This is a genomic window from Geotalea sp. SG265, from assembly GCF_022808985.1.
Lineage (GTDB): Bacteria > Desulfobacterota > Desulfuromonadia > Geobacterales > Geobacteraceae > Geotalea.
Map to the genome: position 1 here is coordinate 57,370 of NZ_JAKZFT010000018.1, position 14,942 is coordinate 72,311.

Sequence of the window (14,942 nt, forward strand, 5' to 3'; positions counted from 1 at the left end):
TTAATTTTTTATAGAGATTTCAACTCTTCTGTCTATTTCGTGACCGAGGCCTGAGTAGCAGCATTTGCCTTTTGCCACTATTTCCACAGCTTTTACCCCTCTTGTATCCAGAAACTTAGCAACTGCTTTTGCCCTTTTATAGGCAAGCCTATCGTTTACTTCTTGGCTCCCCAGGTCACACGTAAAGCCCGTTACGACAATGCCTGTGTTTTTACCCTGGAAGTCTTTGGAAACACCTGCAATTATCTTCTTGCTCTCTGTAGTTAATTTATATGAGTCTTTATTGAAACGTACCGTGACAAGCCGTTTTACCTCGTTTATTTCTTCCTTTTGCTCGATTTTTGGTTCCTGGCTCCTAGATTCAATCTGCACAGGCTCAAGAATAATTGGTGCAGCATCTTTAGGGGAAGGGTCTACTACCTCAACTTCTTTAGGGGTAGGGGCACATTCAACAGATATAGCCCCTAAATCGACTATCTCACCCTCCCGATCCCCAATGGATAGATCGACTTTTTGCCCATCGGAAAACTGGCAATTTACCCTAGAATTAGTGAATGGTATTTCCTCGATGTAAAAAGTTCCATCATCCGCTGTGAACCATTCACGCTGGTCAGCGGTGAAGGTTTTAGAAGTAAAGGGCTCGCCGTTGGTACAGACAAACTGGCCAGTAACAGCCCGGAAAACAGTCGCGGAAACAATTACCCCCTGCCCTGCCCTCACAGACAATTCCTTCGAGATCCGTGACTCCTCAGAATTAGAAGCAATCTCCTGTGTGTAATATGAACTTACAGGTACAACCCCATGCCCTTTCCTGCCTAACGTGGTCAATTCATCACCAATTGCAAAGCCGCCACCAGGGGAAACTGGCTCACCTATTCCCACCTTCATCAAACCATCTTGAGAAACAGCCGCCAGTGAGCCAGAAAGGGTGAAATTATAGATGGCACTATCTGCCCCAGAGGATTTGTACGCATTGGCGACAAACTGGTTAAAATAAGTCCCTTTTGCCGTGACATTAACCATGCTTGTTGAAGCCCCGTGTCCAGAATTATTGTTCGTATAGTTAGCGTCAATCGATGCATCATAGTCTCTCGACAGAATATGGGAGGCCGAGACGTTGTATGCTTTGTTCTCTTGAACAGAGGTAGAAACCCCGATATTTGTAGATCCTCCAAAAGCCCAGGTTATACCGGCAAAGGCACTGAAGTGGCTTTTGGAATCGTAAGAGCTATTGATGTTGAAAGATCCTCCCCCCACGTTAAACGAATACCCTGCCCCAACCTGTTTAGATCCATTATGATGGTAGAAAAGATTTACAGACCCATACTTCCCAAGTGATGCATCCACGGTAGTGCGAAAATCCGGTTCATCTTTGACGGTGTAAGCTGCCTGGAAGGTGTAGAGTGAGTAGGTTTGAGAGTACGACACCCCGTAATGCTTGTTGTTTGCCTGGAACCCAAAGGTGCCAACAGGCAACAAAAAATCTGCAGACAAGGTATAGTCCTTATGAGTGGCCGATGCCCCGAGCGTAAGCCTATCGGACAGACCATACCTATAGAACCCAGCAAATGCCGGTTTCCTGTATACATCCCCACCCTGCTGCCGCTCTAAACCAGCTGTAAAAGAGTAATCAGAGAAACCTTTACGAAGTAATGAGCCCGAGACAAGATAGGGGATTGGAATGGTTTTCTCCCTTCCATACAAGTCCCGAAGCTTAATTTCCACATTTCCACTAACAGCCGCTATAGGGAGGTTTCGAAGGTCGTAGATCCCTGGGCTTAAAGTCTTACGGTCGATCAACTGGTTATCGCGGTAAATCTCCATAACTGATTGATTGTCAACAGTCAGCTTATAATCCAGAGATTGGTAAGGATTCAACGTTGGAGAAAGGAGGTAATTTTTCTTGACCTGGAGCCCCCCAATAGCAGGGGTTGAGATCAAAACAGAATTTACCTGAGGAAATGTGTCCCCGACCTGGAACCGTATAGCATCATCAAGATCGTCAAAAATGGCATATGAGTTGTTGCGCTTTATGCCACTTTCGTCTTTAAGATCGTAAGTGAAGTCGGTGTAGCTGGAAGCCTTATTCAGGTATCCACCAACGCCAAAAGCCAATGATTGATTGGCATTCCCACCATTTATTGCATAGTTCAGGTAAAGGCTTTTACTGTCGATCATCTTGAGGGGTTTGATACTGGAGTTCCTGTAATCAACAACCTTTTCGGAAAGACAGGTAGCAGATGGCGTTACATATATTTTGTCGTCTTTTACTTCAACCTTACCAATGTCTTTTAATTTACTAGAAGTGCATTTGCCAGTAGTAATAGGTTCATCCAACGTATAATTTTCTTTGTCGGTATGGACAATAAACACACCAAGATTATCACCACCAACAACGACATCTGAAACTAATACATCAGACACATTCTCATCAGCAAATACAAGAGATGGTATCAATAGAATTGTAAGAAGAATAATAGTGCAATGTTTCATGTTTCGATCTCCGCTTTTGATTCATCTATTTCGTGAACCAGCGGTAATCTGAAAAATGATTACACTATTGAAGTGTTAGTAGGTTAGAACAACAGTGGTAATATTTGAATAATTACCGGCAGGGCATGGAACCGAGGTTCCTGAGGGGGTAGTACTACATTGCCAAGGATGTAGAAAGTAGTTAACTGTAGCCGTTCCTGTAGCCCCACTGTTAATCGCGACAGTAGAAGTCCCGACACGACTTGAGGTAGTTGCGGCGCTTGTGAGAGAAGCATACAAATGAGTCGCTCCAACTACGCCTACATCAACATATTGATGTGCATAGCCACCCATTGTGCCATAGGTTCCGACTTTTACTGTTGTTGCAACATTGGTAGTGTCACAACTTAAGGTAATATCAAAAGGAACATAGGGGAAATTACTGTAGGTGCCCCGTGAGGCCAAAGTGCCGAAATCAACAGACGAAGGGACGGTCACAGTGCAAACAGCAGCAAAAGAATTTGAAGCGGAAGCTACCAATAGCAAACAGAAAAATATTTTTTTTAGTAACTGAAACATACTCCCTCCGACAAAAGGAGAAGGGGCTCTACCCTTATAGAAAGAGCCCCATCACCAACACATCAAAATGTCATCCTCGCATCGACCTGACCATTATACGAGCCAGCAGGGCAATCCCCCATAGCACCGTTTGGGCTATCAGAACACCCATTTACCCTCAAGTACACGTTTTTGCTTTGCTCGACTGATGTAGCCGAGGCCAAAGAAAAAGGGCCAGATACAGCTCCTGGGGCACAATTGGGGCTCCCCTCGTCGCAAACGTAGCCATACATGTGCTTGACGCCATCAAAAGTCCCGAGGTCAGCTCCATAATAGCTTGTGTAATCATTACCGACCGTCAAAGAAGGCGATCCTACACCTGTGGAGCATGTGTAGTTGATGGTAACCAACTTTGCTGCCGTCAATGAAGGCATCGAGGAGTGTACAGACCCCATATCGATGCTAGCTGGCAGATTCAAGCGGCAAAACGAGTTGTACGCAAAGCTGACAGGTACGGTTGTACTGGTAGTTCCAGCAAAAGCGCTTACCGCTACTGTCAAGAGTGCCGCTACTGCCAAGATTATTCTTTGAAATTTCATAAGTCACCTCCCTCTTTCCCCTTTTTACCAACTGATGCTGGCACCTAAAGTGTCTGTGTAAGGACTGCCAGCGCCAAGAGCCGGGGTTGCTGTAGGTACATCAGTCTCCTGGATCTTGGAATAAACCGTTGTGGTCTGAACTGCCGCATTGCCTGTCCCACTTATCGTGTTAGATGCAAGCGTCAGTTCATTGCTGAGACCAGCGTCAGTGTAGAGACGGTACGGCAAATAATTCCCGCTATTAGCAGCCCGTCTAACCGTTCCATTTGCATTCAGGCCACTGTCTATTGTGACCGTCCACGACAACCCATTGTCGCATTTCATCGACACGTCGAAAGAACTGGTCGATGTTCCCCCGCTGTAAGACCCAGTGAGCGGAGTTGCGGCAAAGTCGCTAACGACGCATCCAGCTGAAACGGTGGCCGTAACGGGAATGCTCCCATTGGTCGTACCAGCGTTCGCAGCAAGAGGCAGTGCTGTCAATGCAAGCCCCATCAATAATGTTTTCGTACAATGTTTCATGTTACCCTCCCTTTGAGAATAGATTTACTTCTTTAGAATCTGCCATTTCCTCCTTTTGCTGGTTATTTGTCACACTTATTTCGTGACAGCCATTGCGTCAGAATGTGATAAAAAAAGGTATCGTGCCGGTATAAGCTCCCGGATCACAAACACCAGTACCATAAGCAGTAGCGCTAACTGGAGCGCATCCCATCTTGCGAAGATATATTTGATAGGTGTTCAAGCTGTTGTTCTTTATTAGCTGCGCCGGGAAATAACTCACCCCGTTGTAAAACCCCCGCGCACTTGTGTCATGGTAGCCACAGTCAGTGACCCCACTTTTACATACCACTCCAGTAAGTGCCTTACCCCCAATGTCCCCAAAATTAAAGGTGCCATAAGATGTCCCAACAGAAAGAGTTGGTGTACTGATGTTATTGTTAGAACATTCATATTCAATTGTTACTGGTATCGAAGATGAGCCAGATCCTGAAATAACCCCAAAATCCACTGTAGGAACTGAGCTTACTTTACAATAAGCTTGCATGCTGACTTGAACGGCAATACTTTTCGTACCTGCAAGTGTTGATGCAAACACAGAAGTTGAAAGAAGAAATGTCACTGTTGTGATTAATATTTTCATAATGGTAACCTACCAACACAATGTCATCAGGACGGTATCTGCGTAAACCCTTCCGCCAAGCGCAACTGACCCTGCTATGTCGCTTTTTAATATTTTCCCGTACACAGTGGCTGTTTGAGAAGTTCCAGTTCCTGTACCAGCTATGGTGTTTGAGCTAGAAATGAGCAATTCATTTGTGTATCCAGAATCTGCATATAAATGATAAGGCATGTAATAAGTTGATATCTTCCCTCTTCGAAGTTCGCCTTGTGCATTCAAACCGCCCCCTACTGTTACACTCCAAGGTAACCCTGTGTCGCAAGTCATCGTCAAAGTTGCACTCCCGACCGCATCTGCACCAGCAAATGTCATCGAAAGAGATCCCGCCGTGAAATTCACATTACAACTCGGTACAACTGTTGCGTTCAAAGAAACATTCTTCGTATCAGTTAAAGCAAGAGCTGGTGCACCCCAGAGCAACGAAGCGAATATCAAAAAAGATAACCTTTTCATTTATCTCTCTCCTAAAAAGTGATTTTTGTGTCAATGGCCCCGTTATATACCCCAGCCTCACATACACCTGAGCCGGGGGCGCTGGTTACCGTTGTCGCACAACCATTGAACCGTACATAATAGGTTAAAGTCTGTGGAGAGGCCGTGCCGGTGATTGTATAACTGCCAGCCCCAAAGCTTGTTAGGTTGTAGGAATAGACACAGTCTGTATTTCCTGGTTTACAAGCCCAGCCAATCAAGTAACTCGACCCTATGTTGCCAAGCCTAAGGGTATTATAAGTACCGTTAGAGGTTCCTATGTTTACAGCAGCAGTTGTTCCAGACCAGCCACACTCATAGTCAAAGCTGACGGGGATTGAGGCCCCCATTGGCTGAGCTGTATAGGTTCCCAAATCAATACTCGTAGGCACATTTAACGTACAGTAGCTATTCCCCGTTAGGTTAACTGTCATGTTTGTCGTAGTGGATCCAGCAAAAGCAGGAATGCACAACATCAGGTATATAGTAATAGTTATCATTACTTTCATCATTGTTCCTTTTGCATCAGAAAAACAGATTCACTGTTATTGTGTCTGTATAATAACCGACTCCAAACAACACTGAAGGGTTGATATCTGAATGCAGCACCTTCATGTATAGATACACTTTTTGGCTAGCAGTAGCTGCCGTGGCAACCCCAATGCCATTAATCGTATTATTAGTTGTAATCTGCAGTTCATTTGAACCGTTTACGTCTGAATAAAGACGGTACGGAACATAACGATCTCCAGAAGAATTAACATACGCCCTTCTCAATTCTCCTAGTGCATGCGTCCCACCATCAACAGAAATTACCCATGGTGTCCCATTACTACATTGAATATCCACGTATGTACTGGTCGAAGAATCATCTCCTGAATAGGCCAGGCTTAAAGTAGCCCCACTACCGATAGTGGCTGTACAGTATTGTGCAATTGTTGTTGTGGTAGTTGTAGTGCCATTTACTGTTCCTGCTATCGCGTTACGACACAACAATAAGCACAACATAATGACTATGTTTTTGATGAAGCTTTTCACCATCTGTGTCTCCAAATACATGTCTTTGTTTTTCATCTATTTCGTGAACTTATAGCTCGCAAAATATGAACACCAACAACGCTTGTAGGAGAAGATGAGTCCTGGGAAAGAATATTGAGGGACTTTTTTTTGAATGGACGAAAGCAGCCTGATGGTGGGGATATGCTATTGACGGCAAGGGCCTTCTGGTCACTTGAATAAATCTATTTCAAATTCACGAAATAGATCAAACGACTCAAAGAATCCACCGCTTTAAGGAAAGGAGCTAAATATGAAAAACATAGTTGCAATCGATACCGGATTTTCATTTACAAAGGTCTACACGAGGGATGAGAACGGGGCAGAGCAGACTTTTTCTTTCCCATCGATCATCCAGGCCCCTGGTGTATCAGCTGCAGGGCTGGACACCCCGACCTCAGCCTACTTTTACCACAACGCCTATTACACAGTCGGCAAGAACGACCGAACAAAAACCAACCTGCTGGAACGCGACATTGATAGCCTCATCAAGTTTGCACCCCTACTGGTAGCCCACGCCCTCAAGCAAGTGACGGTCGAACCTGACGTGCTCGTTGTAGGCCTCCCCTTCCACTATTTCAACAGGTACAAAGACCAGCTCCGGGCAAACATTGCGTCCTTCTGGCTTAATGGTGAAAACCACCAGTACCCGAACGTGGTTCTCCAGGGGCAGGCGCTCGGGGCATTGGCCGATCATTTCGCCACAGTGAACCCTGCGGCAGACGAGAGCGGCTACATCCTTGATGTCGGCTTCAACACCATTCTTGCTCTGCGTTATGAGCACCGGCAGGCCCAAGGTGAAGGTTCTACGCCACACGACCGCAAGGGCGTTTCTGTACTGGTTGCTGACATTTGCACCGCAATCCAGGCTCGTTTTGGCGTTGAAATCAACGAGCATGACGGGATCAACGTACTCCTTACCAAAAAGCTCAAGCTCGGCAAGGAACACGATGTCAGCGACATCATCAGCTCCTCAGTCAACAAATATCTGGCCTCAACCGTCAAGACGTTCCGCGACAAACATCGCGATTATCTGACATTCTGCCAGCGGATCGTTCTCGTTGGAGGTGGTGCGTATGTCCTAAAAAACAACATGCCGAAGGAATTCGCAGATATCCTCCACATCCCCGATAATCCCGAGTTCTCGAACGCTCGCGGATATTGGAAAATGGAAGCCGCCAGGCATGGTCTCATTTAAAGGAAGGGGTCAGTTATGGCAGATGAAACAAAAGAAAAAACTGGAATGAGGGTCATAGTTGCACTCGCCAGCCCTGCTGTAATTGCCTATTTTCAGCAATTCCAGGGGGTACAGCGTACAACCGTAGCGATAGAAATGCTGAAGCTGTACGCTGAAGCCCCGTTCTTTGTGCCAGCACCAGTAGTAACTAAAGAGAAGGGTGAAGGTCGCAAGGGCAATGGATTTAAGCTCGATCTGAATATCCAGAGCCCTACAGTTTTGGCTTACCTAGGTGAGTTCACGACATTTCAGAGGGCTGCGATCATCCGGCATGCTCTTGAGGGGATGGTGGCGAGGATTTTAAACGTTGAATCCTCTCCCCCTACCCCCGCTGCACCTAGCTCACCAGTTGTACAGCCGACCCTTGAAGATATGCAAGCACCTGAGGTTCTACAACCACCAAGGGTGCCAGAGATCACTAGAGAAAAAGTCCCAGAGGCAGCAACTGACAGCATGCTAAATCTCTGTGACATTGGACAAGACAATGTTTTCGGCAAATTCTAGCACCCCAAAAATGGGTTATAAATCCTTCCAATTTCTGGTCAAATTTGATACGGTACTTCAAAACTGGATCAAAGAGGGGGATACCCTGTGGCTGAAAAAAAGAAGGGAAACAAAGCCGAGGCAATGTCAGGTTTGGAGGAAAACTTGAGGATGCTTGCTGGCGACGAACAAATAGAATTCGCTTTTGAGATCCTCCGACGTCATGGTTTGGGAGGCAGGCATTTATATGTGCCGAAAGCCGCCGCTGTCAAAGGTACCAAAGAGCAGGTTGTAGAAATGATCGAAGCGAATAAGCCGGTGAGCGAGATAGTCTCCAGCACCGGGTTTACCTCAAGCTACATCTATTACCTCCGCAAAGAGCTCGAAGCGAAAAAAGCTGAATTAAGCAACCGTGCTGGTAATGAGAAATGAAGCCGCGAGTTGTCACCGTTAAAGGCAAGCCACACCTTGTCATTATGGCCTACTCTGATTACGTTGAACTCCTTGAATCGAAGGGCAAGAAAGCAACCTTCCAAACCAAAATCGATACCCCTGAAGAGCAACCCCCAGCAGAAGTTCATCGTAATCTAAAAAAAGGCAAATCCCCCCTCAAGGCTTGGCGACTATACAGGGACTTAACCCAAGCCGCACTGGCAAAGCGTGCTGGGGTTAGTACAGCTACAATCTCATTGATTGAAAACGACCTCAGACCCGGAACAATTGATACTTTTAAGGCTCTAGCGAAAGTGCTAAAAGTTCCAGCTAAGGTATTGATGGGTTCATAGTCCCCACGTTACCCACATTCTGCTTGGTTTGCCACTCGTGCAAATGTCCAGCGGAGAGTCTCCCAGTTGTACATCAGTTCATAGCTGGCCTTACCATCCGATACGAGATAATGGCGGATCAGCTCGCCGCCGATCTTGGTCTCCCAGTAATCGTTCACCTTAACCACCGTTATCTTCCTTCCTCGGTAGTCGATCCATTTCGGCTCGATCTTTCCATCTGCAAACACAACAGCAACTCTCAAATCAGAATTTCCCATACCGCCAATAGTACCACACTGCCAAGGTTCACCCCAGTCTTAACAATCTATCTCTTTCTCCCCCTACCCTTCTCAAATCAATCAAACAACAAAAAAATTTGAATACACCATGTAGCAGATAAACACCACGACCACCGGGGCTTTGCTGGATTATTTTCAAAATTTTACAAAAATGTGTTGTCAAATTTGGTAAGAAATTTGTTGACATATTTTTGCCCATAAATATATTGAAACTTAAGATTGGCCTGAAACGGTTTTAAAAATCAAAATCCCCCCGAGCACGAGGTGCGCCATGAATACTGCAAGAAAGCTTGAATCTCCTAGCTGGAATGACTGCAAAAAGAACCTTCGCGGATCCGGTTATAAAGACAAAAACGGAAACGCCACCTACCAAAAAGCTCTGCACGATCTCGGCGCACATGACATAAACAGCCCTGCTGAACTGCTTGAATGGTTCAATAACTTTTGGGAGCCTGTTGCCGACTTGGCCGCTGCGATCTGGGGATACAGTGTTGAAGACGCTCGACCAAGAATAGAGAACCTGATCTGGAGACTGGAATTGCTGCTCGATGCACATGAGCGGGGGGAACAACCAGACTTCTACCTGATAAAAAAACTGACGAATAGCAAAAATCGCGGTGTCGAAGACCTGTACCAGGACACCTTCATTAACCAGGACTATTTCAAGGCGGTCTCCAAAATCAGCAGCTTTATGAGGTCTGAAAATCAAACCAACCGAATCAAGATCGCAAAAACAGCCGATATGGATTCATCTGCCCTCGGCTACCTGTACAACGACAGCTATTCAGATACTGAGGAGGAAGAAATTGCATCCTCAGCAAATGACCAGGCCTCGGTATTCTCTGCAGTGGCCACCCTCCAGAAGAACAAGCCAGAGCTGTTTGCGGCTATGCAACAGGAAATAAAAGAGAAGGGCTTGGAATATGGCTCATTTGATGAGCTGCAGGCAGTAGTGCGGAAATACGCAACGCTTGCCCTCGGCGGAACCGTAAAGGAAGTGGCAGACGTTGTTGAAATCGAAGCACCCAAGAAAGGGTTTGTAATCCAACTGAGCCTCTTTGGAGAAGCGAAGGAAATTTCAGTAGCTAAAGAACGTCAGAAACGAGGAAATGAAAAACGTCGGGCTTTTTACGATGCCCTGCAGACGGATCTGAAGCTCGAAGAGCCAACAGCAATAGAACCTGGGGTGGATACTGTCGCAGAAGGAATAGACGGAATAGCAAAACCAATGAAGAGTTACGCCATCCAGATTGGCCTGTTTGGAAGCGACAAGGTCGTTTCCCTGGATCAACGCCGAAGACGAAATGCCAAACCGAGGCGGAAGCAATTCATGGATGCCCTACAAGTAGAATTGGACTTCGGTATACCGTCGATTAGGCCTCCAAATTTCGATTTTAAGGGTGGAACCTTATCTAGGGGTGCACCTTATTGCGATAATCGCTTTTTGGCTATACCTCCGCCTCCTGATCGATATGTTCAACGATATGGATAACAAAGGATACAGCGGTTAAATGCGGGAAGCCTGTTTCAAACCTCCCGTGGCCAGTTTATCTATATCGTCCAGGGTCATAATCCACTGCATAATGCCGTACCGATCTGCAATTTTTTTCAGCCTATCGACATATCTGGTATCCGTTGCCTTCTCCAGGATCAGTACCACGCCAGGTTTCCGCCCTGTCATTTCCGCGTAGTATAAAGCCTGACCAACGCTTTCCGCCCATTTCGGGGCAAAATCGAACTCCACAGCATATTGCTCAGTTATGCAATCTACCCGCGTGCCATCATCAAGCCGATATTCCGTTGTTCCCTTCACATTTTCACACCAGGCCTGTTGATATTCTCGCTCTTTGTGTGAATGCGCTGCTAGCGCCAACGTCGGCAGCAAGATCATGATCGAGATAATCGCAGTCTTCATCCCCTCCTCCATTTCAATCCACGATTTTTGAAAAAACCGACTTATTTACAGTACTCGAAAATTCGCCTCAAAACATGCCAAAGATGCGTCAAAAACGAAAGTGTAAATAGTTTTGAGTTGAAAGGAAAAATAATTTTTCAAGAAAGGAGTTTTGACGAAGTTTAGACGTTTTGTGGCCAAAGGAGGTGAAAAAGCATTTTTTGAAAACGGTGCAAGAGACGTTTTTTCAGCGAAGTGTTAATCACGTTTTAAAGGATCCAGTCATGAGCAGCGCCAAAAGACTTCAAATTTACGAAAGGAGATCGAAATGAAACAGGCAACCTTGTTTTTCATCGCGTTCGGGCAAGTTTTGTACTACGCCTGCCTGATCCTACTAACAACCCACAAGTAGTAAAAAGAAAAGGGGGCTTTTTTAAGGCCCCCTTTCCCTTCTCCTCGAACTGCTCATATTCCTTTTTTAGGTCTGTAAGCTTTGATGAACTCCTTAAAATCAGCTCTCTGCTGTGGCGAGAGAATAAGCTGTTTTGCTACATCTAACAGCGAAATTGGAGACTCAGCCAGGTTACGATTGTAGTACCTGTTGATCATTGGAATTAACTCGTTGTCTTTGATAGACGTTACTATCGTGCTGACCCCCGACTCTGCGAGAACCGGCAATTTCAAGTCTATTACTGAAAGGTTTATTGGTAACCCGTTTTTACTCCAGCTCTCAATAGTCACATAATTAGCGTTGTCAGAAACCTTGATAATCTGATGTACAGTCCCATCTGGGTTCATCTCTTTTGATAGCTGGTAAGTAATACCCTCCCCGGCATTTATGGTGGCTGCATAAGGCCATCCATTGGCTACAGACGTTTCCCCGTTGGGAAATACAACCCTGCCCCCTTTAGCCACGCAATTAAAAGACGATCCAGGGTACAGCTTTGATATGGCCTCCATACTGAATGGCAAAAACGCCGATGGATTACTTACAGGGTCATACGCCACCCCATTTAGCATCGAAACCAAGCCATAAGTTTGAATTTGATATTTCGCCGCTACTTGAGGATCGCACAAAGTTATGACTTTAGAAGTGTATAGACCTGGATCAGCCCACAGGGAAACTATCCCACTATAGGTGGTTTTATAGCCAGCCGGGGTACTATCCCTTAACCGTTTCTCTTCGGCATAACGTTTAGCCATTGCTGCATTTGCAGCGTCGTCTTTTTCCTTCTTCGCTTCTGCCTGCTTTTTGATATTATCATTAACCAAATCGCCAATGGACGCCGCAAAGGATTCCCCTGAGAGGGTAACAAACACAGTAAACAACAAAAATAGATTTTTCATGTTACACCTCCCGCTATTGCTGTATTACAAGCCTTTCAACAGCAAAATTCGGAATTTTTGCATTCTTTTTCATTTTCCCCCGGCCCTGGTCAAAACTGATAGCTGTAACCTCGGCATCGGACATAAAAACAAAATCCCCGTACATATGGTCGAGACCATTGTTTTCGAACTCTTTAACCAATTTGCCTTGCAGGTCGTAAAAGGCAATCCCCCCCTCAGCACCATTCTTTCTGCCTTTTACACCAATAAATTTGCCGTCTGGTGAAAAGTGGATTGATGTAGGGGTTCCTACCACCAATGGGAATGAGGCTTTAGGCAAGCCTGTTGCTGCATCCCAGATTTTAATCTTGTCTGGGTGGCCCGTAGCGATTAATTTACCATCGGGAGAAAATTCAAAAGTCTCTAGTGGGTCAGCATTATATACCCCCATGAGTTTCTTCCCTGTAGAGGCGTCGTACAAACCAACATCTCCTTTAACAGAGAATGCAAGTATTTTCCCGTCTGGACTATATTTCAGGTTGAAGGCGTGTGTAGTGTCAACCCCGAATTTAAAAACCTGATCACCTGAATTGATGTCAAAAACAAACACACCCCAGTAGTAGTCGGTGCCGACAGCAATATATTTTTCGTCAGGGGATATTGTGTACCAAAGCCCGACTACAGCCTCGTCAAGCTTATCCTCCTGCCAATACATACCCCATGCCGGGTCACTCCTATTGATTGACCCCGTTTTCTGGACACGGTTTTTGAATGGTTCATGTTTGAGAAGAGAACCATCCTTCGATGAATAGACCACTACCCTTGCCCCTTCATCCTTTTTGGCTGTCCACATGACAATTCTCCCATCTTTCAAAAATTTAGGAGATCGACCAGGCAGAGTTTTTTTAACCTCCCCGGTATCGACAGCAGCAAGAATGGTTTTCCCTTTTCCCTCAAAAACAACGGTTTTCTTATCTGGCGAAAGAGATAATTCGCCAGCCTGGGCAAATACGGCTCCCCCAACTAAGATTAAAAGAAAAGACACAAAAATATTCAATTTCATGTTGCACCCCCTTCTTACTGGTGTTTCAAAGATGCTTGGATAACATTTACAAGAGCCGGGTCACGGAGTTGTAACGCGATAGCCGACAGATCATCTAACCTAGGAATCGCCCCTTTGGGGTAAGTGTTCCCCTTGAATTGGAAAACAGAATCTTTTGCAATAAACAAAGGGATTGCATCTGCTATTCTGCTATAGATGATATGTTGCACCTGTTCATCACTATCCTTGATTTGATACAACCCGCTTAGAGAACCGTTTGCACCCCCTAATGGGGTCAATGTCTCGGTCAACGCTGCTGCGGTCAGCGATACATATTTGCTGGTAGAGTTGCAATTTGCATCATCCAATTCAAATTCGTCTATGTCTCTGCGAGACATAAAATTTGTTTTTTCTTGCACTTCTCCAAATATCTCTTTTACATAAGATTCCTCAAATATTTTTTCTGCCAGGTTACAGAACTTTTTATCAGAGAAGTAATTTTTTATATTCTCCGACTTAGCTAAAGCCGTCAGAAACTTATCAAGCTTTGGGTCAGTAATATAAAATAACTGCACTTCATCAAGGGGCGTTTGAGGCATTTTAAATACATTTCTTTCACTCTCTTGATAGCTAGCAAGAACATACGTGTGGGTAGTGAATAACAGTATCTTGGTTTGAGGGTCATACACCACACTACCCTTACGGCTCACCCCGCCCGTAAGTTTGTAATATTCATTTTTATCATACGTTTTTGGCTCATATCTAAAAACGGTATCATCCAAATGCATGTAAAGGAGCCCTTTTTCAGGATTATTACCTATTTCTATTTCCCGTTCCCCATAAGGCCCCTTTGCGTTAAGGATTACCTCTTTCCTGCCGGTCAAAGAACCGTCTCTGTAACCAACCCTCCCTACACTAGAACTCCCCCCATTTCTGGCAATGGTATCGGTGAATTTTGTTATCTTGCTATAGCCAGCAGGGTTGTATGCACACCCTGTCAAACCTGCAACCAAAACCCCCGCCAATGTAATCAAAATTTTTTTCATGTTGATGCCCTCCGTAAGTTGAATTTTCATCACACCTATTTCGTGACCTGAATTGCCCATCGCTCAGATCAGAAAGTATGGATCGTAGTAATTTCTGCAGTGGTGTCAGTGAAGGAGAGAACTTCTGGATGCGATGCCACCAGTACCGACGACTGGCGGTCACGAAATAGGAAGGATCCGACCTTTTAAACGACAAAACTTTGCAGCAAAAATATATATGAAAACAGGTAGTTGTTTTGATTTTATATCCCAAATCTGGGACTTAAAAGTTGCCTTCTCCAGGTACTTTTAAATGCCTTCGGGTTTAAGAAGATTTTCCCTCGGAAAAACAACGATGTGTTCTTTTGTAGTAGTTATGTTTAAAACAACTTCTTTTATTTAAGGTCGGGAAAACAATGTAATAACAGACACTTAGCTTAGGTTTTAACGACAGAACTTTGCAGTCAATGATATGGTAAAAAACCTGTGTTATTACAATGAGTTATGCCTGTTTTAACGACAAAACTTTGCAG

At 45.0% G+C, this 14,942-nt stretch carries 15 protein-coding genes; 5 read left to right on the forward strand and 10 right to left on the reverse strand.

Annotated elements, in window-relative coordinates; genetic code table 11:
- The 5 genes from ML541_RS16725 to ML541_RS16745 all read right to left on the reverse strand — a co-directional run bounded on the left by ML541_RS16725 (position 1) and on the right by ML541_RS16745 (position 6,324).
- On the reverse strand, positions 1-2,493 hold the full coding sequence (locus ML541_RS16725; protein ID WP_243374651.1) for an OmpA family protein: 2,493 nt from the start codon (positions 2,491-2,493) through the stop codon (positions 1-3).
- A gap of 75 nt (positions 2,494-2,568) precedes the next feature.
- Positions 2,569-3,051, reverse strand: coding sequence for a hypothetical protein (locus ML541_RS16730; RefSeq protein WP_243374653.1), 483 nt, complete (start codon positions 3,049-3,051; stop codon positions 2,569-2,571).
- Between the two features lie 1,197 nt (positions 3,052-4,248).
- Complete coding sequence (locus tag ML541_RS16735) at positions 4,249-4,773, reverse strand: hypothetical protein (RefSeq protein WP_243374655.1); 525 nt, start codon at positions 4,771-4,773, stop codon at positions 4,249-4,251.
- Between the two features lie 9 nt (positions 4,774-4,782).
- Positions 4,783-5,265: a spore coat U domain-containing protein gene (locus ML541_RS16740; protein WP_243374657.1), complete on the reverse strand. Its 483-nt coding sequence runs from the start codon at positions 5,263-5,265 to the stop codon at positions 4,783-4,785.
- A gap of 543 nt (positions 5,266-5,808) precedes the next feature.
- The gene (locus ML541_RS16745; RefSeq protein ID WP_243374659.1) at positions 5,809-6,324 is read right to left on the reverse strand and encodes a spore coat protein U domain-containing protein; all 516 of its coding nucleotides are present in this window, start codon (positions 6,322-6,324) and stop codon (positions 5,809-5,811) included.
- Between the two features lie 268 nt (positions 6,325-6,592).
- On the opposite strand from ML541_RS16745, the gene ML541_RS16750 reads away from it, so the two are divergent.
- From ML541_RS16750 to ML541_RS16765, 4 genes are all read left to right on the forward strand, one after another.
- Complete coding sequence (locus tag ML541_RS16750) at positions 6,593-7,537, forward strand: ParM/StbA family protein (protein ID WP_243374661.1); 945 nt, start codon at positions 6,593-6,595, stop codon at positions 7,535-7,537.
- A 15-nt stretch (positions 7,538-7,552) separates the two neighbouring features.
- Positions 7,553-8,080 carry a hypothetical protein gene (locus ML541_RS16755; RefSeq protein ID WP_243374662.1) on the forward strand — a complete coding sequence of 176 codons (528 nt, stop codon included), beginning with the start codon at positions 7,553-7,555 and terminating at the stop codon, positions 8,078-8,080.
- Positions 8,081-8,167: 87 nt separating this feature from the next.
- Positions 8,168-8,491, forward strand: a complete 324-nt coding sequence (locus ML541_RS16760) for a hypothetical protein (RefSeq protein WP_243374664.1) — start codon at positions 8,168-8,170, stop codon at positions 8,489-8,491.
- Positions 8,488-8,844, forward strand: coding sequence for a helix-turn-helix transcriptional regulator (locus ML541_RS16765; protein WP_243374667.1), 357 nt, complete (start codon positions 8,488-8,490; stop codon positions 8,842-8,844). Before ML541_RS16760 ends, ML541_RS16765 begins: the two co-directional genes overlap by 4 nt.
- A gap of 8 nt (positions 8,845-8,852) precedes the next feature.
- Here the strand turns inward: ML541_RS16765 and ML541_RS16770 are convergent, their stop codons facing one another.
- The gene (locus ML541_RS16770) at positions 8,853-9,071 is read right to left on the reverse strand and encodes a hypothetical protein (RefSeq protein ID WP_243374669.1); all 219 of its coding nucleotides are present in this window, start codon (positions 9,069-9,071) and stop codon (positions 8,853-8,855) included.
- A 322-nt stretch (positions 9,072-9,393) separates the two neighbouring features.
- Between ML541_RS16770 and ML541_RS16775 the strand changes: the two genes are divergently transcribed.
- Complete coding sequence (locus ML541_RS16775; RefSeq protein WP_243374671.1) at positions 9,394-10,614, forward strand: hypothetical protein; 1,221 nt, start codon at positions 9,394-9,396, stop codon at positions 10,612-10,614.
- A 15-nt stretch (positions 10,615-10,629) separates the two neighbouring features.
- Here the strand turns inward: ML541_RS16775 and ML541_RS16780 are convergent, their stop codons facing one another.
- From ML541_RS16780 to ML541_RS16795, 4 genes are all read right to left on the reverse strand, one after another.
- Positions 10,630-11,037, reverse strand: coding sequence for a hypothetical protein (locus ML541_RS16780; RefSeq protein ID WP_243374672.1), 408 nt, complete (start codon positions 11,035-11,037; stop codon positions 10,630-10,632).
- Between the two features lie 444 nt (positions 11,038-11,481).
- A complete protein-coding gene (locus ML541_RS16785; RefSeq protein WP_243374673.1) occupies positions 11,482-12,363 on the reverse strand; it encodes a hypothetical protein in 882 nt (293 codons plus the stop codon).
- 13 nt (positions 12,364-12,376) lie between these two features.
- A complete protein-coding gene (locus tag ML541_RS16790) occupies positions 12,377-13,405 on the reverse strand; it encodes a WD40 repeat domain-containing protein (protein WP_243374674.1) in 1,029 nt (342 codons plus the stop codon).
- A 14-nt stretch (positions 13,406-13,419) separates the two neighbouring features.
- Complete coding sequence (locus ML541_RS16795; protein ID WP_243374675.1) at positions 13,420-14,430, reverse strand: hypothetical protein; 1,011 nt, start codon at positions 14,428-14,430, stop codon at positions 13,420-13,422.
- Between the last annotated feature and the right edge of the window lie 512 nt (positions 14,431-14,942).

Excerpts from the sequence above, each read along its gene's own strand:
- ML541_RS16725 (WP_243374651.1), bottom strand. The coding sequence starts at position 2,493 with ATGAAACATTGCACTATTATTCTTCTTACAATTCTATTGATACCATCT.
- ML541_RS16730 (WP_243374653.1), bottom strand. The coding sequence starts at position 3,051 with ATGTTTCAGTTACTAAAAAAAATATTTTTCTGTTTGCTATTGGTAGCT.
- ML541_RS16735 (WP_243374655.1), bottom strand. The coding sequence starts at position 4,773 with ATGAAAATATTAATCACAACAGTGACATTTCTTCTTTCAACTTCTGTG.
- ML541_RS16740 (WP_243374657.1), bottom strand. The coding sequence starts at position 5,265 with ATGAAAAGGTTATCTTTTTTGATATTCGCTTCGTTGCTCTGGGGTGCA.
- ML541_RS16745 (WP_243374659.1), bottom strand. The coding sequence starts at position 6,324 with ATGGTGAAAAGCTTCATCAAAAACATAGTCATTATGTTGTGCTTATTG.
- ML541_RS16750 (WP_243374661.1), top strand. The coding sequence starts at position 6,593 with ATGAAAAACATAGTTGCAATCGATACCGGATTTTCATTTACAAAGGTC.
- ML541_RS16755 (WP_243374662.1), top strand. The coding sequence starts at position 7,553 with ATGGCAGATGAAACAAAAGAAAAAACTGGAATGAGGGTCATAGTTGCA.
- ML541_RS16765 (WP_243374667.1), top strand. The coding sequence starts at position 8,488 with ATGAAGCCGCGAGTTGTCACCGTTAAAGGCAAGCCACACCTTGTCATT.
- ML541_RS16775 (WP_243374671.1), top strand. The coding sequence starts at position 9,394 with ATGAATACTGCAAGAAAGCTTGAATCTCCTAGCTGGAATGACTGCAAA.
- ML541_RS16780 (WP_243374672.1), bottom strand. The coding sequence starts at position 11,037 with ATGAAGACTGCGATTATCTCGATCATGATCTTGCTGCCGACGTTGGCG.
- ML541_RS16785 (WP_243374673.1), bottom strand. The coding sequence starts at position 12,363 with ATGAAAAATCTATTTTTGTTGTTTACTGTGTTTGTTACCCTCTCAGGG.
- ML541_RS16790 (WP_243374674.1), bottom strand. The coding sequence starts at position 13,405 with ATGAAATTGAATATTTTTGTGTCTTTTCTTTTAATCTTAGTTGGGGGA.
- ML541_RS16795 (WP_243374675.1), bottom strand. The coding sequence starts at position 14,430 with ATGAAAAAAATTTTGATTACATTGGCGGGGGTTTTGGTTGCAGGTTTG.